Source organism: Staphylococcus sp. HMSC036D05 (assembly GCF_001836225.1).
Classification (GTDB): domain Bacteria; phylum Bacillota; class Bacilli; order Staphylococcales; family Staphylococcaceae; genus Staphylococcus; species Staphylococcus caprae.
Genome location: NZ_KV827781.1, coordinates 1,013,093 through 1,034,951, shown reverse-complemented (window position 1 = coordinate 1,034,951; position 21,859 = coordinate 1,013,093). Strand labels below are relative to the sequence as shown.

Here is a 21,859-nt window from a genome sequence, read left to right as displayed (position 1 = left end):
TTTGAATATATTATTTTAACATTATATAGACACATAGGGATGATGTATCTTATGTTTTATATATCAACTTAAATTAACTTAATTGCTTATGTATCTTTTCAAATAAGTTTTGTTTTTGATTTTCATACATACGAATCGTCTGGACATGTTTCAATATATCTTGCTTTTTCTTTGAAAATAATTGTGAAATTTCATTATCTTGAGATAATACTTTATCAACATTTTGATATTGTTCAAACAAAGGAGTATTTAACTGTATGATATGTAATCTTACTTCTTGTTTAAGTTCGTTAAAGTTATTAAAACGTGCCATCATCACTTTCTTTTTATAAGAGTGGTGTAATCGATAAAAACCAGCATAGTTTAATCGTTTCTCATCTAGCGCTGTAATATCATGTAAATTATCTACACCGACAAGCACGTCTAGTATAGGTTCTGTTTCATAATTAAAATGACGTGTACCACCGATATGTTGCGTGTATTTGACCGGTGAATCTAACAAGCCAAACAAAACATTTTTAACGCGAAGATATTCTTTCTCAAAAGATTTATGAGACTCATCTTTAACTAAAGGTTGGACATATGCGTACATAAATTACTCCTTAAAAAATTAATCATTCTCAAAAATACAGTAAAGTCTGACATACTATAACACAATTCATTTTCATAATAAATACGTTTATGTATAATGTTTAATGATAAGGGGTGCAGATATGAAAAAATTACTATTTATCACTACAATTGTTATTTTTGCTATTACTTTGACTGCATGTGGAAGTAAATCAACTAAAGATTTAAAGGATTTTGAACATCAATATAAAGATGTTAAGCAAAAGCAAGAAAATGTTGAAGAAGTTATAGATAAGATACATTTAAAAGAGTTAGATAATTTGAGTAAAACAGATACGACCGATAAAAATAAAAAAGAATTTATTGCACTTCAAAAGGATATTAATAATTATCTCATTCCCGAATTTAAAAAATATAAGAAATCTACACAACAATTACCGGCAAAAACAAATGATGTTAAAAAACTCCGCGCAACTTATTTAGAAAGTGTGAAATCAAAAGAATCTTCAATCAAAGATTTAAAATCATTTGTCGATTTATGTAATCGTTCAATTAAAGATAATGAAGACATATTAGATTATACGAAACTTTTCGAGAAGAATAGATCGCAAGTAGAGTCCGACATCAATAAAGCTACAAATAAAAGTGATGCAGATCAATTAACGTCTAAGCTAGAGGCAAATAATAAACAATTAAAATCTACAGCTAAAAAATATCTCGATTCTTCTACAACTGATTCAGATTCAGCTAAGAAAGCAATCAATGATCACATTTCACCGTTGATTGACAAGCAAATTAAAGATATTAACCAAACAAATATATCTGATTCACATGTAGATAATGCGAGAAAAAATGCGATTGAAATGTATTATAGTTTACAAAATTATTATGATACGCGTGTAGACACAATTGAAGTAAGTGAAAAATTATCTAAAATTGATGTCGATAAACTTCCAAAAGAGGGTAAAGATATCTCTAACAAAGATAAAGACTTCAATCAACAATATAATGAGTTAAAAGAAAAAGTAAATTAGATGAGATTTATATTAAATAAAATAAAAATTGATGGTTAACATTACACAGCAGAGTGTGTATAATTGTACCCACTGAGATGATTTTTGGGATATGAATATCACGCATATGCTCATAAAATGTGATAAATATTTTTAGAGGTGAATAGAATGGCTATTAAGCTGAGTTCAATTGACCAATTTGAACAAGTCTTAGAAGAGAACAAATATGTTTTTATATTAAAACACAGTGAAACTTGTCCAATTTCTGCAAATGCGTATGATCAATTCAATAAGTTTTTATATGAAAGAGATATTGATGGTTACTATTTAATCGTACAACAAGAGCGTAAATTATCGGACTATATTGCTGAAAAAACAAACGTAAAACATGAATCACCACAAGCTTTCTACTTTGTAGATGGTGAAATGAAATGGAATGCAGATCATGATGATATTAACGTTTCTCAACTTGCACAAGCTGAGGAATAAATCAAATCATTATTTTTAAAGAAATAGAGCTTGTCATAGATATCGTTTGACGATAGTTTATGGCAAGCTTTTCGTATGTTATGAAAATCAAACGTAAAAAATGTATAATGTGTTAATGAATAAGTGTTAGCGCACAGTTCGTTTTTATAAATTTAAAAATGAAATGTAAACGATAATGTTAATGATTATTTGAACTTAACATATTGTTTATCATTCATCATCGAATAGAGAATATTTTATATTATTTAAGTTGTAAATCATTTTCCAAAAAGAGAAAAGATATAAGGTGGTTAAGACAATGAAAGTTTTAGTAGCCATGGATGAATTCAATGGAATTATTTCTAGTTATCAAGCGAATAGATATGTTGAAGAAGCGGTAGCAAGTCAAATTGAAGATGCAGATGTTGTTCAAGTTCCTTTATTTAATGGACGTCACGAGTTAATGGATTCTGTATTTCTTTGGCAATCTGGAAGTAAGTATCGCGTTAAAGCACATGACGCTGATATGAATGAAGTCGAAGCGATGTATGGACGTACTGATAGTGGAATGACCGTGATAGAAGGGAACCTATTCTTAAATGGGAATCAACCTATCGATAAGCGTTCAAGTTATGGTTTAGGAGAAGTTTTAAAAGCAGCACTCGATAATGATGCGAAACACATCATCATCTCTTTAGGTGGCATTGGCAGCTTTGATGCTGGTGCAGGAATGTTACAAGCACTTGGTGCAAAATTTTATGATGATGAGGCCAATATTGTTGATGTAAGTGAAGGCGCTTATAAGATTAAATACATTAGAAGAATGGATTTATCTAATATTCATCCTCAACTTGCAGAGGCGCGATTACAATTAATGTCTGATTTTTCAAGTCGTTTATATGGTAAACAAAGTGAAATCATGCAAACGTACCAAGCGCACGGATTAACTCAAAATGAAGCTGCGGAAATTGATAATTTAGTATGGTATTTTAGTGAATTATTCAAAAGTGAACTTAAATTAGCTATTGGTCCTATTGAACGTGGTGGCGCGGGCGGTGGTATTGCTGCTGTCTTGAAAGGATTGTATCAAGCTGAAATTTTAACTAGTCATGAACTTGTTAATCAAATTACGCATTTAGAAGATTTAATTGAACAAGCTGATTTAATCATTTTTGGTGAAGGATTAAAAGAAGATGATCAAATTCTTGAAACGACGACATTACGAATTGCAGATTTAACATCTAAATATCATAAACCTGCAATTGCAATTTGTGCGACAAGTGATAAGTTTGATTTATTTGAGTCACAAGGTGTGACAGCAATGTTTAATACATTTATAGATATGCCAGAAACGTATACAGATTTCAAAATGGGTATTCAAATTCGACACTATACTGTTCAAGCACTTAAATTACTCAAAACGAGTTTAAATCAATAAAGTTTATCAATTTTAAAAAAAGCGTCGGGCGAAATTCTAAACTTTTCGCCCGACGTTTTACTATCTATAACACTTTAATTACTTTCTTTTTTAGCAACCTCTTCAGCAATTCCCACTACAACTTGAACTGCTTTTTCCATTACATCAATAGAAGCATATTCAAACGGACCATGGAAGTTACCACACCCTGTGAAGATATTTGGAGTAGGTAATCCCATGAATGATAATTGTGAACCATCTGTACCACCACGTATAGGTTCTGTGTTAGGTGTGATATCTAATTTCGCGAATACACGTTTAGGAATATCAATGATGTGATGTAAAGGTTTAATCTTTTCAGCCATATTATAATATTGATCGTGAACGTCAACTTTAACAGGATAACCTTCATAGTGAGTATTAATATCGTCGCGAATTTCCATCAAACGTTTTTTACGTAAGTCAAATTCCTTTTTATCGTGGTCACGAATAATATATTGAAGTGTCGCTTTCTCAACATTTCCTTCAAATTTCATCAGATGATAGAAACCTTCATAACCTTCTGTGCGTTCAGGGACTTCCTTAGGTGGAAGTAGGCTATTAAATTGTTGGCCTAAACTAATTGCATTGACCATCGCATTTTTAGCTGAACCAGGATGCACATTCACACCGTGACATGTCACCGTCGCTTCTGCTGCGTTAAAACTTTCAAATTGAAGCTCACCAAACTGACTTCCATCCATTGTATAAGCGAAATCAGCATTAAAGCGTTCAACATCAAATTTATGAGGACCTCTGCCAATTTCTTCATCCGGTGTAAATCCTATACGAATGTGTCCGTGTTTAATTTCTGGGTGCTCTATTAAATATTTAATACCTTCCATAATTTCTACCACACCGGCTTTATCGTCAGCTCCAAGTAATGAAGTTCCGTCTGTAACCATGAGTGTATGTCCGATAAGGTGATTTAATTCTGGAAAGACGCTCGGGTTAAGCACACGGTTTGTTTTACCTAATTGAAGTGCTTGACCATCGTAATTTTCAATGATTTGTGGGTTGACGCCAGTTGCATTAAAGTCTGGAGATGTGTCTACATGTGCTAAGAAACCGATTGTAGGTACGTCATAATCAACATTGCTTTCTAACGTCGCAAACAGGTAACCGTACTCGTCTATATCTGTAGATAATCCCAAAGTTTGAAGTTCACTTTCTAATAATCGTAATAAGTCCCATTGCTTTTCTGTAGAAGGTGTAGATTCTGAATTTGGATCAGATTGTGTGTCGATTTTTACATATCTTGTTAATCTGTCTATGATTTGTGCTTTCATTGTAATCATCCCCCTTAGAATTATACTCTGTTGTTCATATTATAAGATTTCTTATAAGTTTTACCTTTGATTTTACCATAATACTGTTTGATACGTGTGTAGATGTAGTAGATGATTTCTGAGACAAGAATACCAAAGGCGATGGCTCCGGAAATTAATGTGACTTCTAAGAAGGTGTTTACTGCGTTAGTATAATCGTTTGAAACTAAGTAACGTGTAGCTTCATATGCAGCGCCTCCTGGCACAAGTGGAATGATTCCTGGAACAATGAAGATAATGACGGGTCTTTTATAACGTCTGCTCATCGTATGGCTCATTAATCCTAATATTAGACTTCCTAGGAAAGAAGCGCCCACTTTCCCTAAGTCCATCCCAACAGTAAGTTGATAAATTGTCCAAGCGACTGCACCTACAAAACCGCAAGCGACAAGTAACTTTTTAGGGGCGTTAAATATAATTGAAAAAAGGACTGTGGAAATAAAGCTAATTGTAAAATGAAATAAGTAAAATAACATCGTTAACAGCCTTTCTTATAATAGTAATAATACAATTGCCACGCCGGCACCAATCGCAAAGGCAGTGAGTGCAGCTTCCACGCCACGTGACATTCCCGCAAGTAATTCACCAGCTAATAAGTCACGAATGGCATTGGTAATCAAAATTCCTGGAACGAGGGGCATTACACTGGCAATCGTAATAATATCTTGATTCTGAGCAATTCCTAATTTAGTGAAAATGGCAGCGATACTAATGACAACCGCTGATGCTACAAATTCTGAGAAGAATTTAATTTGAATGTATTTTTGTACAAAACTAAACGTTAAAAATGCTGCACCCCCAGCAATACATGCAATCCAGAAATCGGAAGCGGTTCCTCCAAACATAAATAAGAAAAAGCCACAAGCTACAAATGATGCGATGATATTCATTAAAAATGAATATTGTAATGATGCCTTTCTTAGGTGAATTAATTCAGTTTTAGCTTCATCAATTGTAAGTTGATTGTTGGAGATTTTTCGTGACAAACTGTTTGTTAGTGCGATTTTTTCTAAATCTGTGGTACGTTCGCGAATACGTATAAGTCTTGTACTCGTTCTATCATTAAGTGAAAAAATAATCGCAGTAGACGTAACGAAACTATATGTATCATGTAAACCGTAACTATGTGCAATACGATTCATTGTATCTTCAACGCGGTATGTTTCTGCGCCCGCTTCAAGTAAAATTCTACCTGCAATCAAGACTACATCAATCACTTTATTTTCATCGATAATAGTGATTGAATCTGACATACACGTTCACCTCCAAGATCGTTTTATTTTTTATGAACAATTGAAGTTTACAACTTGCGCCTGTAACTTTCAATAGACACCATGATTTTGATAAATGATTTCATATAAGTAAATGAATTACATAATTATTCCATACTTCAAATAACATATTATAAAGTTTAGGATGGTATACCAACACTTCGTATTGCTTAGCTCCCTTGCCGCGGGCATGGCTTGGGAGTGATACAGAATTCTAGAATTTAAGAATTCGTATTATCACCCCCGCAAGGATGATTAGATGTTGAGCCATTTTATGAGCTCAATATCAATCAGCTACTGCGGTAGCCTGTCTTTTAAAAATCAACTGACTTACAAGTAGTCTCAATACTCATGCTATTCCTGCAGGCGTGTCGCCATCAATACTTCGTTAAGTAAATGTGGTTTCTTATTTGAATAGGGATGACCGTAATCCGCTTAATAAATTTAAAAAAACTGCTATGCATAGATGGTATTTCAACACGTAGTTGAACATTCCTACATCTATGATAGCAGTATAATGACTTATAATTTAACTATAGGGTTAAACATGACTTTATTACGTCCTTCATTTTTAGCAACATGAACCATATCATCGGCATCTTTAAATACCTTACGTTGAGATTTGCGATCTTCTTGCGTTAAGTAACCAACACCAATTGAAACGGATAGTTTAATGACTTCTTTGTTTGGAAGATGGAATGATGATTTCTCCACTCCTGAACGAATGTTTTCTGCTAATTTAACACTTTGATCTAATGTATAATCTCGAATTACAACAGAAAATTCTTCGCCACCGTTTCTGAAAATTTTAAACTGATTTGGAACATAATTTTTTAATAGCTGTGACATTTGTTTAAGTACAGCGTCGCCTGATTGGTGTGAATAGGTATCATTAACATCTTTGAATCCATCAATATCGATCAGTAATAAAGCTAAGCTTTGAGTCTTCTCTTCAGCTTGACTTGAAACTTCATTTAAATGTCTATCAAATTCTTTAACATTGCCTAAACCTGTAAGGTAGTCATATTTGTCTTCATTTTCATAACGGTTAACCAATGAAAAGAAATGCCAAATATCAACAAATGTTATAGCGGAAGAGATTGTGATGATTAATGAAATTGGAATAAGTACAAGAATCTCGATTAAATCATAAATTGGGCTTACTAACGCTAAAATTAATAGAATAATGATACTTATTACATTTAAAATAAGTAAAGAGATGATGTCGTTTTGCTTTAAGAATGGTCCCACTGCGCTCACAATACCAGCTATGACGACTAAAGTGATGCCATAAATAATTGAATTGCCAAATATGAACACATCGACTAAGGCTACAATAAATGCTGAGGCGAGTGTATAAATCATATTTGTATAGCGTCCTAAGAATAGTAATGGAACAAAAGTTAAGTGAACGAGATATTCGTTTTTAAATGGAATGGGATATGCAGCTAAAAGTAAAGAAACGAGTGTCATTAAAACTGTTACATATTCTTTAGAAAACACCATTCTTTTGTTCTCTGAATATTGTAATCTGTGAAATAAGTATATACCTGCAACCATGACAGATATGTTGTAAACGATTGCTTCAAACATTTCTTAACCGACTCCTTCGTTGACCATTAGCTATTGTAAGTGAAAACTTACAATTTGTCATCACTTAGCATCAGAAATTTCATACATAAAATGGTATTTAATGTTAAAATGGTCGCTTAAATGGTATGATAGAAAAAATGTATTTGAATTGAAATTCGAAAGTGTATGATAATTTTTTTATTATACCTTAAGTTATAATTGAAAACTTTATCGGGAAGGGCATTCCGATAGAAATGATACTAGGCTATAGGGGAGGGAGCGTTACTTACTCATTGTGGTAACGCTGATACGTCTAGAGGTAGTAACTAAAAAGAATTGTGTAGAAATGTCAACGCTATATCGTTGAAGAGATGGTGAGAGCTACACAATAAATATTTAGATATTGATTAACTTATTTGATGAAGGTGAACTGATGTATACTTTACTACTCATAGCATTTACCATGATAGTCAGTTTAATAATTACGCCCATTATCATTGTAGTATCGAAGAAATTGGATTTGGTAGATCGGCCTAATTTTAGAAAAGTACATACCAAACCGATCTCAGTGATGGGTGGAACTGTCATACTATTCTCCTTTTTAATAGGCATTTGGTTAGGCCATCCTATTGAAAGAGAGGTTAAACCGCTCATATTAGGTGCTATTATTATGTATCTTGTAGGGCTTATCGATGACATATATGATTTGAAACCGTACATTAAACTTGCAGGTCAAATTGTTGCGGCAGGCGTTGTAACATTTTATGGTATTACGATAGATTTTATCTCATTACCAATGGGACCTACAATTCATTTTGGTATTTTTAGCATACCGATTACTATTATTTGGATTGTGGCGATTACGAACGCGATTAATTTAATCGATGGATTAGATGGATTGGCATCTGGCGTTTCAGCAATAGGTTTAATGACCATAGGATTTATTGCAATTTTACAAGCTAATATCTTTATCATCATGATATGTTGTGTGCTTCTAGGCTCACTACTAGGGTTTTTATTTTATAATTTCCACCCAGCTAAGATTTTCCTAGGAGACAGTGGCGCGCTTATGATTGGTTTTATTATTGGCTTCTTATCTTTACTTGGTTTTAAAAATATTACGTTTATTGCGTTATTCTTCCCTATTGTAATCCTCGCTGTACCATTCATCGATACGCTGTTTGCAATGATTCGTCGAATGAAAAAGGGTCAGCATATTATGCAAGCTGATAAATCACATTTACATCATAAGTTACTAGCACTTGGATATACACATAGACAAACAGTGTTACTTATATATTCCATTGCAATTATGTTTAGTCTTTCGAGTGTGATTCTTTACTTATCACAACCACTCGGTGCACTCATGATGTTTATCTTGATTATTTTCACAATAGAATTGATTGTAGAGTTCACAGGTTTAATAGATGATAATTATCGTCCAGTTTTAAATTTAATCACTAGAAAAGGAGACCGTAAGCAACATCGATATGATGAGCAACAGCCTCCTAAATCATAAGAAACACTATCGCGTGTGAGGAAAGTTGAGTAGAACACCTCATTCGCAATAGTGTTTTTTTAGGTTAATACTTTATTTCATTATGTTGTAGCAATATCAAAAGGAAGAAGTTTAATATCTTCTTTTTCAATATCGTAATTACCTGCTGTGATTCGGTTTAAAAAGTGAATGAATGCTTCGTAATCTTCCTTTACGACATCAATTTGATAACTTACTTTATCGGTATAAAATTGATTTCTTAGTATATAAGGTGTTGAGGCAAGTTCATATTCAAATTTGCCAGTTTGATCATAACTAAGTGTTACGGTTACTGGAACCGCTTCTTTTAATTCCACTCTTCCGGCATCGTAAATCACATCTCTTACTGCACCGCTATAGGCACGAATGAGTCCGCCACCACCTAATTTAATCCCGCCAAAATAACGTGTAACGACTACACATACATCGTGAACATCAAGCTTTTTTAATATTTCAAGCATAGGTATACCTGCTGTACCACTGGGTTCGCCATCATCGTTAGCTTTCTGGATATTCATTTCGGGACCAACTGTATAGGCTGAACAATTGTGTGTGGCATCTTTATGTTTAGATTTAATTTCGTTAATAAATGATTTTGCTTCATCTTCAGAATGGACTGGTTTGATATACGCAATAAATCGAGATTTATTAATGACATTTTCAATCGAATGCGCTTCTTTAATTGTAATCAATGGTTTCGCCATTTGTTTTTGTCACCTGCAATTCCGTTCAATTTTCACTAATATTATTATACACATAACTTTCGTGTGTCTAAATCATTTAAATAAGATTTTCTTTTTCAAAAAAATATTGTATTATGACTATGAGTATAATTGAGGAGGACTAGTATGAAGATTGCAGTAATGGCCGATTCAACAGGTTATTTACCACAAGAAATCATTGATAAATATAATATACCGATTGCCCCGTTAAGTGTGACATTTGATGACGGACAAACATTTACAGAGAACGATGATTTCTCAATTGACGAATTTTATAAGAAAATGGCTTCATCTAAGACAATTCCAACTACTAGCCAACCAGCAATAGGTGAATGGTTAGAAAATTACGAGAAACTAAAAAACGAAGGATACACTGATGTTATTGTGATAAATTTATCTAGTGGTATTAGTGGCAGCTATCAATCTGCAACACAAGCAGGTGAGATGATTGAAGGTATCAACGTACATACTTTCGATTCAAGATTAGCAGCAATGATTGAAGGTAGCTTCGTGATTTACTCACTACAATTAGTAGAAAAAGGGTATACAGCTGAGGAAATTATTAAAGAATTACATGAAATCAGAGAACACATTGGTGCATATCTTATTGTTGATGATTTGAAAAACTTACAAAAAAGTGGCCGTATTACTGGTGCACAAGCATGGGTCGGCACTTTATTAAAAATGAAACCTGTACTTCGCTTTGAAGAAGATGGTAAAATTCATCCACATGAAAAAGTGCGTACTAAAAAACGTGCTCTTAAATCGTTAGAAAATAACATCTTTGAATTAATAGAAGGTTTAGATGAAGTTACAGTATTCGTGATTAATGGCGATAAAACTGAAGAAGGAAAGGCATTCTTGCAACAACTTAAAGATGATCATCCTCATGTGAATGTTCAGTATTCTGAATTCGGTCCAGTAGTTGCTTCTCATTTAGGTTCTGGTGGTTTAGGTGTAGGTTACTTCCCTAGAAAAATTGAAATTAATTAATATTTTGAAATAAAGTCTGAGACATGAATAAAGATTAAGTTTTTACGACGAAAGTTTAGTGAAATCTTAATTTTTAAAGTTGTTTCAGGCTTTTTTTGTGAAAGAAGTGATATGAAATCAAACATTACGGTAAACTTATTTTTCCTACGGTGCAGTTAAATGGTGAGAAGATTGCTTACCATACAAAAGGGATTATCGATAAAGATGGTCATCATTATTGTATTCAGTGCAGTAATAAAGATCATGATTACTTTTCCACTTATTATTCTTCATATTTAAAAGAAGAAATGATTTACTGCAGACGGTGTATTCAATTAGGAAGAATAGATAGTGTCACAGAATATCGAATTACAGAGAGTGTTCAGAACATCTCAGATGGTGCGTATGAGCTTCCCTTTACGTTGTCAGAACAACAACAATATGCATCGAAATCAATTGTTAATGCAATCAAACATTCAAAGAATCTCTTATTATATGCGGTCACAGGAGCAGGTAAGACAGAAATGATGTTTGAAGGCATACGTTTAGCTCGTCAGCTTGGTCATAATATAGCTATACTTTCACCTAGAGTCGATGTGGTCATTGAAATTAGTCAACGAATCAAAGATGCTTTCAAAAATGAAGAGATTGATATTCTTCATCAAAAACATTCTCAAGAATATAATGGTCATTTTGTGATCTCGACTGTCCATCAATTATTTAGGTTTAAACAACATTTCGATACTATTTTCATCGATGAAGTCGATGCTTTTCCTCTATCGATGGATCCCCAACTCACCATTGCTATTCAAACTGCTTCCAAATCTATTCATTCTCACATTTACATGACGGCCACGCCTCCACGTCATTTACTACAACAAATGTCTTCGAATCAAGTAATTAAACTTCCTGCCCGTTTCCATAGACATCCGCTTCCAGTACCTCAATTTAAATATTTCAAATTAAATGAATCACGTGTGCAACCGCAATTATTAAATATTTTTCAGAAACAAATGGATCAACAACGGTATACGTTAGTATTTTTTAATCATATTGAAACGATGCACCAGACCTATCTTAAATATCGAACATTGATACCTAATTTAATAAGTGTTTCTAGTGAAGATGCGCACAGGTTTGAAAAGGTAGAAGCATTACGAAGAGGTGAACATTTAATCGTATTTACTACGACTATTCTTGAAAGAGGTTTTACTATGGCGAAGTTAGACGTCATAGTTATGAATGCTGAAACATTTGAAAAGGCTGCATTGGTACAAATTGCTGGACGAGTTGGGCGTAAAATAGAAGCACCTCAAGGCCTTGTTTTATTTCTTCATGAAGGGGTCAGTCTATCTATGATTTTGGCTAAAAGAGATATTGTAGCGATGAATCGTTTAGGAATAGAAAAAGGGTGGTTAGATGTCTAGATGTTTACAATGTATGAATCCAATTCATGACGTGCTACATATTTATAATTTTTTTAAACCACCTCGACAATTTTGTGAGGAATGCGAAAAAAAGTGGGCAGCAATTAAATTACTCAATGATGATGAAGAGAGATGCGCCCGATGTCTTAACTTGAAGACGACTGATACACAGGTTTGTTTAGATTGTCAGTTTTTGGAAAATGATTTCCGCTTAATGGAACAATTATATTGTGACTATAAATATCAAGGAATAATGAAAGAAACAATACATCAATATAAATTTATGAGGGATTATGAACTTTCAAAAGTGTTGGCACAAAAATTAAAATTACCTCGAACAGACTATGATATGATCGTGCCTATACCATCTCCTAATGAGAGAGATGTAGAACGTACATATAATCCAGTAGCAACTGTTTTAGATAAAATGGGCGTTAAATATGTGAATATTTTAGGAACAAATCTACGACCAAAACAATCTAAATTAGGTAAATTAGAACGAGCGAAAGCGATGAATCCTTTTTATATCAAAGATGAAAAGATGGATTTAAGCGATAAAGTAATTTTACTTATTGATGATATTTATACTACAGGGTTAACAATACATCATGCAGGGTGTAAATTATCAGCATTAAATGTCAGAAAATTCAAAGTGTTTGCGTTTGCACGATAGGCTAAACGTGATAAAATATAGTTAAGGATTACCAATATTCGAGGTTAAAGGAGAGATGACTATGATTAGATTTGAAATTCATGGAGATAACCTCACTATCACAGATGCTATTCGCAACTATATTGAGGAAAAAATTGGTAAGTTGGAGCGTTATTTTAACAATGTGCCTAATGCAGTCGCACACGTTAAAGTTAAAACTTATTCTAACTCAGCTACTAAAATTGAAGTCACTATTCCATTAAAAGACGTTACATTAAGAGCTGAAGAAAGACACGATGATTTATACGCTGGCATTGATTTAATTACAAACAAATTAGAACGTCAAGTACGTAAATATAAAACACGTGTAAATCGTAAACATAGAGATCGTGGAGATCAAGAAGTCTTTGTAGCTGAAGTACAAGAAGCTACACCCGAAGAAGTCAGTGGTGCCGAAGAACCTGATAATGACAGCGATATTGAAATTATCCGTTCAAAACAATTCAGTTTAAAACCTATGGACTCTGAAGAGGCAGTATTACAAATGAACTTATTAGGACACGATTTCTTTATCTTTACGGATAGAGAAACAGATGGTACAAGTATCGTTTATCGTCGTAAAGATGGTAAATATGGTTTGATTGAAACAACTGAATAATTATAATTTGAAAGTGATATATAATTCTGTAGTTCGTCTACAGTTAGTTTGATGAGAGAGGTTTCTATTTAATCGAATAGAAACCTCTCTTTTTTATTTTATATAAATAACTCATAACGATTCATTCCATTATTACGGGGATACAAACTTTAATTGCAATATTTCAATAAGTATAGAGGTATCGAATTAGCGAATTTCAAAAGGACATAAATATTTCACTTTTAAAGAAATAAAACACTTGACTTTTGACAGCTTTTAATAGATATTATTAATATAAATATTTTATATTCTTTTTTAAAAGTTTAAATATAATTTGAAAGGAGTGTCACTTATGTTAAAAGCTTTTTCCCTAGTTTCAACAGCATCTGTCGCTTTAATGTCACTGTCGCTTTTTTATGCCCCTGATACCAATGCCAAAGGTTTATCTCATGAAAAATCAGAATTTTCAGCAAATGGACAAAAGCCTACTAGCTCTCAATCGAGTACTCAAGCTAACGCTTTAAAAAAGGTTAATGAAAAGAATTTAACTAGTAATCCAGATGACCCATCTCTCCCTAAAGATTCAAAGGTAAATAGGTACATAATTGAAAATCATCTCCAACATTCAAAGATTGTGAAAGATCCACGAATGAATAACCTCCCTAAAAATCCATATAAATTTAAATCGTATATTGGTATTGTGATTCATGAAGTAGGTGAAGACCATCGTTCATTGCAAGACTGGGTAGATCAAATGTATAGAACGTTCGATAGAGCATTTGTACATGCATTTGTAGATAATAATGAAATTCATATTACTGCACCTTCTGAATACTATGTATGGGGTGCGGGCGCAAAAGCTAATCCGTACTTCTATCAAATAGAACTTGTACGTCAGTATACATTTGAAGACTTTGCTAAATCTGTAAATAATCAAGCTTGGCTTGCAGCGTACATGTTAAAACAAAATGGTATTAAACCAACACTTGCAGATGACAATGAAGGCATAGGCTCTATCATTAGTCATAACGCAGTTTCTCAATATTGGGGTGGCACAGACCATGTTGACCCAATAGAGTATTATGCAAGATGGGGTTATGATATGCATCAATTATTCGAACTCGTAAAATATCACTACGACAATATCCCAGGATAAATTCAAAGAGAGAATTTCCAGAAGAATTTGAACACGTATTAAGAATACAAATTGAATCTAAATTTCATATGCTCCCTTCTGAAGTAGACATTGTATAAATGGAAACTTAGGAGGGGGTTATTTTATGTGAAATAGATATTAAAATAAATGATTGTGGTTAGCTCAAATCAACATTTATAAATATCGATTTGAATTATGAAACGCTTTATCAGTGTAGTCTCTTTTTTATGATTTAAATATAATTAATGGACACTAGAGATGACACTGTGCTATTGTGACTTGATGTTTTAAATAGAGGAAATTTCAATTTTTATTACTCAAATATCATGTTTTATAATATATTCGAAAATTATTTATTTATGACAAGAAAAAATTGTTCCAACCGTGTTAAAATAAACATGTTGTCAATTTAAATAAATTGAATTGAAAGTATAATTAGGAAGAGTTTTAATTTAACTTTCTAATAGTATATGAGAGTTTCATTTTCAGAGGAAGAAAATTGATAAAGTATAGCTTTCAAATTACCAATTGTATGAGTATATAAGTATAATTTTAATGGGATAAATGATAAGATAAATTGTTGTAAGCCAAACAGTTTTAGCTAAAGGAGCGACGCATGTAATGGGATTTTTATCGAAAATTGTTGACGGCAATAAAAAAGAAACGAAACGCTTAGGAAAATTAGCAGACAAAGTACTCGCATTAGAGGAAGATACTGCTTTATTAACTGATGAAGAAATTCGTGAAAAAACGAAAGCGTTCCAAAAAGAATTATCAGAAATTGAAGATGTTAAAAAACAAAATGATTATTTAGATAAGATTTTACCAGAAGCATATGCACTTGTGCGTGAAGGATCAAAACGTGTATTCAATATGATTCCGTATAAAGTACAGGTCATGGGTGGTATCGCGATTCACAAAGGCGATATTGCTGAAATGAGAACAGGGGAAGGTAAAACATTAACAGCTACAATGCCTACGTATTTAAATGCGTTAGCTGGACGTGGCGTTCATGTCATTACTGTCAATGAATATTTGGCAAGTTTTCAAAGTGAAGAAATGGCTGAACTATATAATTTCTTAGGTTTATCTGTAGGACTTAACTTAAATAGTAAATCTACTGAAGAGAAACGTGAAGCTTACGCTCAAGATATTACCTACAGTACAAATAACGAACTTGGTTTCGATTATTTAAGAGATAACATGGTGAACTATGCTGAAGAAAGAGTCATGCGTCCATTACATTTTGCAATCATTGATGAGGTTGACTCCATTTTAATCGATGAAGCAAGAACACCTCTGATTATTTCAGGAGAAGCTGAAAAGTCTACTTCTTTATACACGCAAGCGAATGTTTTCGCTAAAATGCTTAAAGCAGAAGATGATTATAATTTTGATGAAAAAACAAAAGCAGTTCATTTAACTGAACAAGGTGCTGACAAAGCTGAACGTATGTTCAAAGTAGACAATTTATACGACGTTCAAAATGTTGAAGTCATTAGCCATATTAATACGGCTTTACGTGCGCATGTAACGTTACAACGTGACGTCGATTACATGGTTGTTGATGGCGAAGTATTAATCGTTGACCAATTTACAGGTCGTACGATGCCGGGTCGTCGTTTCTCTGAAGGATTACACCAAGCTATCGAAGCTAAAGAAGGCGTAACTATTCAAAATGAATCTAAGACAATGGCATCTATTACATTCCAAAACTATTTCAGAATGTATAACAAATTAGCAGGTATGACGGGTACAGCTAAAACGGAAGAAGAAGAGTTCCGTAATATCTACAATATGACAGTTACTCAAATTCCTACTAATAAACCTGTTCAACGTGTGGATAAATCAGACCTTATTTATATCAGTCAAAAAGGTAAATTTGATGCAGTTGTAGAAGATGTTGTCGATAAACACAAAAAAGGACAACCTGTTTTACTTGGTACAGTTGCAGTTGAAACGTCAGAATATATTTCTAATTTACTTAAAAAACGCGGTATCAGACATGATGTATTAAACGCGAAAAACCATGAACGTGAAGCGGAAATTGTTGCTAATGCAGGTCAAAAAGGCGCTGTTACAATTGCAACAAACATGGCAGGTCGTGGTACTGATATCAAACTTGGCGATGGCGTAGAAGAATTAGGCGGCCTTGCAGTTATAGGTACTGAGCGACACGAATCACGTCGTATCGATGACCAATTACGTGGTCGTTCTGGACGTCAAGGTGATAGAGGTGACAGTCGATTCTACCTCTCATTACAAGACGAATTAATGGTACGTTTCGGCTCTGAACGTCTTCAAAAAATGATGAATCGTTTAGGTATGGATGATTCTACGCCAATTGAATCTAGAATGGTTTCAAGAGCGGTTGAATCAGCTCAAAAACGTGTTGAAGGTAACAACTTCGATGCGCGTAAACGTATCCTTGAATATGACGAAGTCTTACGTAAACAACGTGAAATTATCTATAATGAACGTAACGAAATTATCGACAGTGAGAATAGTTCACAAGTTGTCGATGCTATGCTTCGTTCAACATTACAACGTGCGATCAATTATCATATTCACGAAGATGACGATAATCCGGATTATGCTCCATTCATTAACTATGTGAATGATGTCTTTTTACAAGAAGGCGAGCTAACGGATTCTGAACTCAAAGGTAAAGATTCTGAAGATATCTTTGAAGTGGTTTGGGCTAAAATAGAAAAAGCCTATGCCAAACAGAAAGAAACTTTAGGCGATCAAATGAATGAATTTGAACGTATGATATTATTACGCTCAATCGATAGTCACTGGACTGACCATATCGATACGATGGATCAGTTGCGTCAAGGTATACACTTACGTTCATATGCACAACAAAACCCACTTCGTGATTATCAAAATGAAGGTCATGAATTATTTGATATGATGATGCAAAATATCGAAGAAGATACATGTAAATATATCTTGAAATCTGTTGTTCAATTCGAAGATGATATTGAACGTGAGAAAACGAAAGACTTAGGTGAAGCTAAGCACGTCACAGCAGAAGATGGTAAAGAAAAAGTAAAACCTCAACCTATTGTCAAAGGTGATCAAGTAGGACGTAATGATCCTTGTCCATGTGGCAGTGGTAAAAAATATAAAAATTGCCATGGTCAAGCATAATTGAAAAATAAGTTATATATAGTAGGGAGGCTGGGACATCATTTATTGTCTTAGCCTTCTTTAATATATGTAGTAGATGTCTAAATTGAAAGTGTGCCTATATCAAACTTCTTTCAACCTCTAGACATCCTTGATGGTGAGGCTCTTACACAGAGAATTTTTTAAGAAATTTTGCCAATAAGACAAGGTGGTGGGAGACAAGTAAATTTATTTTGCTCAATGATTCTTCTTTCACACTTCATTTATTATTGTTGTTTTTACAATGTGATTGCATATATTAAAGTTGTTGCCTTAATTTTCAAAAATATGAATTTCATGTATGATGTAAATGATACGTGTATAAAACTGCTAAAGATTGTATTAATAGGAGAGAAAATCAATGGAATTATCAGAAATTAAACGTAATATTGATGAATATCAGAATAACCTTAACCAAATTAGGGGGTCTCTTTGACTTAGAAAATAAAGAGACAAATATTCAAGAATATGAAGAAATGATGGCAGATCCAGGATTCTGGGATGATCAAAATAAAGCACAAGATATTATCGATAAAAATAATGCATTGAAATCTATCGTCAATGGTTATCATGATTTAGCCAATGAAGTTGAAGATATGAGTGCGACAAGAGAATTGCTTCAAGAAGAATATGATGAAGATATGAAAGCAGAACTTGAAGAGGAAGTTATCCAATTTAAAGAAAAAATGGATCAATATGAGTTGCAATTATTACTTGATGGACCGCATGATGCGAATAATGCGATTCTTGAACTTCACCCTGGTGCTGGCGGTACAGAATCTCAAGATTGGGCGAGCATGTTATTAAGAATGTATCAGAGATATGGTGAACAAAAAGGCTTTAAAGTTGAAACAGTTGATTACCTTCCAGGAGATGAAGCTGGAGTAAAGAGTGTGACACTGTTAATTAAAGGTCACAATGCATATGGCTATTTGAAAGCTGAAAAGGGTGTTCACCGATTAGTAAGAATTTCTCCCTTCGATTCTTCAGGTAGACGTCATACATCTTTTGCATCTTGTGATGTAATTCCTGATTTTGATAATGATGAAATCGAAATAGAAATTAATCCGGATGATATTACAGTAGATACATTTAGAGCTTCGGGTGCAGGCGGTCAACATATTAATAAAACAGAGTCTGCGATTAGAATTACGCACCATCCAACTGGTATCGTCGTTAATAACCAAAATGAACGGTCCCAAATTAAGAACCGTGAAGCCGCAATGAAAATGTTGAAATCGAAGTTATATCAACTTAAGTTGGAAGAACAAGAACGTGAGATGGCTGAAATTCGTGGTGAACAAAAAGAAATAGGTTGGGGCAGTCAGATTCGATCATACGTGTTCCATCCATATTCAATGGTTAAAGATCACCGCACAAATGAAGAAACAGGTAAGGTTGATGCTGTAATGGATGGCGAAATCGAGCCATTTATTGAAGCATATTTAAGAAAAGAAATGGATAATCAAGATTCATAATTTAAATATCACCTCATTTATTAGTTATTTATTTCTAGTAAATGAGGTTTTTCTTGTCAGGAAAATGTTCGAGTGGATAGTTAGAGATATTTAATTTTAAATAATAATATGTAGTCTGCAACTTATAATGTTACTGGAGCGTTTTGTTTATTCTCAAAAGTAACCCTTTACACCTTTATGATAGTAATAGTTAGCCACAATTATGTAGGTAACATGATGAAATTTACTTTTTAACTGTTATATTACATCGCTATAACAATACACTTTTCAAAAAGGCATTGTGCTATATTAAGACTTGTAAATTTAGAACAAACTAGCAAAGGAATGACAACTAGATGAAAAAATCGCTAACTGTAACTTTTAGTTCGATTGCAGCTTTTTTTGCAATCAACACTGCAGCTAACACTCAAGAAACAGAGGCGTCTCAACAAGACGTAAATTCACCAGACGTTGTTTCAACGAATCAATCTAACTTAGGTACTTATATCGTAAAAGCAGGAGATTGCTTATATAATATTGCTTTAGACCACGGTATTACTTTAGATCAATTATATGCATTAAACCCAGGTATTCAACCACTTATTTTCCCTGGAGATAAAATCGTAGTTTCTGAAAATGCAGCAACTGCTCAATATCATGTGACTTCTACAGAAAGTAATGAAACACCAGTTTCTCAAGCATCTTTTGAATCTACAGCAACAGATGAATCAGGCGTAACATATGAAAATTATGAAACACCAATTAATGTTTCACAAACATCATATGATGGCTTAAAAGGTATCTCTAATGCAGGTAACCTCTATACTGATGGGCAATGTACTTACTATGCATTTAATCGTCGTGCTGAATTAGGTAAACCAATTGGTAGTTTATGGGGAAATGCTAGCAACTGGGCAGCATCTGCAAGCCAAGCTGGTTTCAATGTTAATAACACACCTGAAGTCGGTGCAATCTTCCAAAGTGGACCAGGACAAAATGGTGCTGGTGCATATGGTCACGTAGGTGTAGTTGAGTCAGTAAATCCTAACGGTACATTAACTGTTTCAGAAATGAACTGGAACGGTGGAGTCAACGTTAAATCATATAGAACAATCTATAATCCTGGTTCATACAGTTATATTCATTAAACTATCATTTGAAATTAAGAAGTGGGACAGAAATATAATTTAGTAAAATTAATTTCGGTCTCCTGCACCCAACTTGCATTGTTTGCAGTATTTCTTAAAAAAGAAGTTCACTATGTTGGGGCTCTGCCAACAAGGATGATTAGGATTGAAAGAAGCTTGATATCAGTGAACTTTCAATTCAGTCATCTACTATCAATATGTTAAAGGAAGCTGAGATCATTATCTTGGCTTCTTTTTTGTTGAAAATAAATCTATAAAATATGAATTTACTTTCAATAATGAGATTGATTGATATAATAACTATAAGTAAAATATCTGCTTTATAAATATTATTTGTCAATAAGCGATAACTATAAAAATTAAACTAAGTTCGTGTATGAGGAGGTATCGTGATATGGGCGTACATCAATACTTTAAAAGACTTTCAGATTTAGAAAAATTAATAAGATTGCCAGGAAAATTTAAATACTTTGAGCATAATGTGGCGGCTCACTCCTTCAAAGTAACTAAAATTGCACAGTATTTAGCAACGGTTGAAGAATATCATGGCAATGAAATCAACTGGAAAAGTCTGTATGAAAAAGCGCTGAATCACGATTTTGCAGAAGTTTTTACAGGAGACATCAAGACGCCTGTTAAATATGCGAGTAGAGAACTGAAAAAATTGTTCTCTCAAGTCGAGGAAGAAATGGTTGATACTTTTATCAAAGAAGAAATTCCTGAACAATATCAAAACGTTTACCGAGAACGTCTCCAAGAAGGTAAAGATGATTCCTTAGAAGGACAAATACTTTCAGTAGCAGATAAGATTGATTTATTATATGAAACATTTGGAGAAATTCAAAAACGTAATCCAGAGCCTTTATTTTTCGAAATTTATGAAATGAGTTTAGAAACAATCATTCAATTTGACCACCTACATTCAGTTAAAGACTTTATAGATAATGTTATTCCTGAGATGTTAACTGAAAACTTTATTCCTAGAACTGAATTGCGTGAAACTACTATGACAATTTTAAATAGAAGAAATGGGTGACGATAATGATTTGGTATGCATGTGCCGCCTTTTTTCCTTGTATTTTAGTCGTGCTATTTAGCGTTGTAACGAGAAGTAAATGGATTGGCACACTATTAACACTTATTTTAATAGGAACATCTATCTATAAAGGGTTTTTCCATAATGAATGGATTATTTTTATAGATGTCGTAAGTCTATTGGCAGGCTATTTGATTATAGATAAATTAAAGTTTCATAAGAACCAAGAAGATTCTCGTTAGGATAATATGAATCGTAAAATA

Annotated in this window: 19 protein-coding genes and 1 pseudogene; 14 read left to right on the top strand and 6 right to left on the bottom strand. The window is 33.3% G+C overall.

Going from position 1 to position 21,859, the window contains the following annotated elements; translation table 11 throughout:
* Positions 1-73: 73 nt before the first annotated feature.
* Positions 74-592, bottom strand: a complete 519-nt coding sequence (locus tag HMPREF2580_RS09525) for a GrpB family protein (protein ID WP_002441497.1) — start codon at positions 590-592, stop codon at positions 74-76.
* Between the two features lie 121 nt (positions 593-713).
* Between HMPREF2580_RS09525 and HMPREF2580_RS09520 the strand changes: the two genes are divergently transcribed.
* The 3 genes from HMPREF2580_RS09520 to HMPREF2580_RS09510 all read left to right on the top strand — a co-directional run bounded on the left by HMPREF2580_RS09520 (position 714) and on the right by HMPREF2580_RS09510 (position 3,489).
* On the top strand, positions 714-1,604 hold the full coding sequence (locus HMPREF2580_RS09520) for an EMYY motif lipoprotein (RefSeq protein ID WP_037541183.1): 891 nt from the start codon (positions 714-716) through the stop codon (positions 1,602-1,604).
* Positions 1,605-1,751: 147 nt separating this feature from the next.
* Positions 1,752-2,072 (top strand): bacillithiol system redox-active protein YtxJ, encoded by a 321-nt coding sequence (ytxJ, locus tag HMPREF2580_RS09515; protein ID WP_002441501.1) that lies wholly within the window; start codon positions 1,752-1,754, stop codon positions 2,070-2,072.
* Positions 2,073-2,370: 298 nt separating this feature from the next.
* Entirely contained in the window at positions 2,371-3,489 is a 1,119-nt protein-coding gene (locus HMPREF2580_RS09510; RefSeq protein ID WP_002441504.1) for a glycerate kinase, read from the top strand.
* A 74-nt stretch (positions 3,490-3,563) separates the two neighbouring features.
* Here the strand turns inward: HMPREF2580_RS09510 and pepT are convergent, their stop codons facing one another.
* From pepT to HMPREF2580_RS09490, 4 genes are all read right to left on the bottom strand, one after another.
* Complete coding sequence (gene pepT, locus HMPREF2580_RS09505) at positions 3,564-4,796, bottom strand: peptidase T (RefSeq protein WP_070832341.1); 1,233 nt, start codon at positions 4,794-4,796, stop codon at positions 3,564-3,566.
* Positions 4,797-4,816: 20 nt separating this feature from the next.
* A complete protein-coding gene (locus HMPREF2580_RS09500; protein ID WP_002441510.1) occupies positions 4,817-5,311 on the bottom strand; it encodes a threonine/serine exporter family protein in 495 nt (164 codons plus the stop codon).
* Between the two features lie 15 nt (positions 5,312-5,326).
* A complete protein-coding gene (locus HMPREF2580_RS09495) occupies positions 5,327-6,088 on the bottom strand; it encodes a threonine/serine exporter family protein (protein ID WP_002441511.1) in 762 nt (253 codons plus the stop codon).
* 540 nt (positions 6,089-6,628) lie between these two features.
* Positions 6,629-7,699, bottom strand: a complete 1,071-nt coding sequence (locus tag HMPREF2580_RS09490) for a GGDEF domain-containing protein GdpS (protein WP_070832338.1) — start codon at positions 7,697-7,699, stop codon at positions 6,629-6,631.
* A 412-nt stretch (positions 7,700-8,111) separates the two neighbouring features.
* Here HMPREF2580_RS09490 and HMPREF2580_RS09485 point away from each other — a divergent pair, with 412 nt between their 5' ends.
* Complete coding sequence (locus HMPREF2580_RS09485) at positions 8,112-9,197, top strand: glycosyltransferase family 4 protein (protein ID WP_037541531.1); 1,086 nt, start codon at positions 8,112-8,114, stop codon at positions 9,195-9,197.
* 80 nt (positions 9,198-9,277) lie between these two features.
* Here the strand turns inward: HMPREF2580_RS09485 and HMPREF2580_RS09480 are convergent, their stop codons facing one another.
* On the bottom strand, positions 9,278-9,919 hold the full coding sequence (locus HMPREF2580_RS09480) for a YigZ family protein (protein ID WP_002441517.1): 642 nt from the start codon (positions 9,917-9,919) through the stop codon (positions 9,278-9,280).
* A 144-nt stretch (positions 9,920-10,063) separates the two neighbouring features.
* On the opposite strand from HMPREF2580_RS09480, the gene fakB1 reads away from it, so the two are divergent.
* The 10 genes and pseudogenes from fakB1 (at position 10,064) to HMPREF2580_RS09430 (ending at position 21,838) form a co-directional block, all read left to right on the top strand.
* Complete coding sequence (gene fakB1, locus HMPREF2580_RS09475) at positions 10,064-10,930, top strand: fatty acid kinase binding subunit FakB1 (RefSeq protein ID WP_002441519.1); 867 nt, start codon at positions 10,064-10,066, stop codon at positions 10,928-10,930.
* A 149-nt stretch (positions 10,931-11,079) separates the two neighbouring features.
* Positions 11,080-12,336, top strand: a complete 1,257-nt coding sequence (locus tag HMPREF2580_RS09470; RefSeq protein WP_176747477.1) for a DEAD/DEAH box helicase family protein — start codon at positions 11,080-11,082, stop codon at positions 12,334-12,336.
* Positions 12,329-13,009, top strand: a complete 681-nt coding sequence (locus tag HMPREF2580_RS09465) for a ComF family protein (RefSeq protein ID WP_070832335.1) — start codon at positions 12,329-12,331, stop codon at positions 13,007-13,009. Before HMPREF2580_RS09470 ends, HMPREF2580_RS09465 begins: the two co-directional genes overlap by 8 nt.
* Before the next feature lie 61 nt (positions 13,010-13,070).
* Positions 13,071-13,646, top strand: coding sequence for a ribosome hibernation-promoting factor, HPF/YfiA family (gene hpf / locus HMPREF2580_RS09460; protein ID WP_002441524.1), 576 nt, complete (start codon positions 13,071-13,073; stop codon positions 13,644-13,646).
* A gap of 331 nt (positions 13,647-13,977) precedes the next feature.
* Entirely contained in the window at positions 13,978-14,781 is an 804-nt protein-coding gene (locus HMPREF2580_RS09455; protein ID WP_070832332.1) for a peptidoglycan recognition protein family protein, read from the top strand.
* Between the two features lie 621 nt (positions 14,782-15,402).
* Positions 15,403-17,937 carry a preprotein translocase subunit SecA gene (gene secA / locus HMPREF2580_RS09450; RefSeq protein ID WP_002441528.1) on the top strand — a complete coding sequence of 845 codons (2,535 nt, stop codon included), beginning with the start codon at positions 15,403-15,405 and terminating at the stop codon, positions 17,935-17,937.
* A gap of 379 nt (positions 17,938-18,316) precedes the next feature.
* Positions 18,317-19,433, top strand: a protein-coding gene (prfB, locus tag HMPREF2580_RS09445) for a peptide chain release factor 2 (RefSeq protein ID WP_103212275.1) whose coding sequence is annotated in 2 segments (ribosomal slippage) — positions 18,317-18,388 and positions 18,390-19,433 — 1,116 coding nt in all. Because the reading frame shifts where the segments join, the coding sequence is not laid out codon by codon here.
* A gap of 479 nt (positions 19,434-19,912) precedes the next feature.
* Positions 19,913-20,560 (top strand): annotated as a pseudogene (locus HMPREF2580_RS09440) (CHAP domain-containing protein); the annotation flags it as partial.
* 394 nt (positions 20,561-20,954) lie between these two features.
* Positions 20,955-21,596 (top strand): YfbR-like 5'-deoxynucleotidase, encoded by a 642-nt coding sequence (locus tag HMPREF2580_RS09435; RefSeq protein ID WP_037541189.1) that lies wholly within the window; start codon positions 20,955-20,957, stop codon positions 21,594-21,596.
* Positions 21,597-21,601: 5 nt separating this feature from the next.
* Positions 21,602-21,838 carry a CsbA family protein gene (locus HMPREF2580_RS09430; RefSeq protein ID WP_002441536.1) on the top strand — a complete coding sequence of 79 codons (237 nt, stop codon included), beginning with the start codon at positions 21,602-21,604 and terminating at the stop codon, positions 21,836-21,838.
* Positions 21,839-21,859 lie beyond the last annotated feature (21 nt).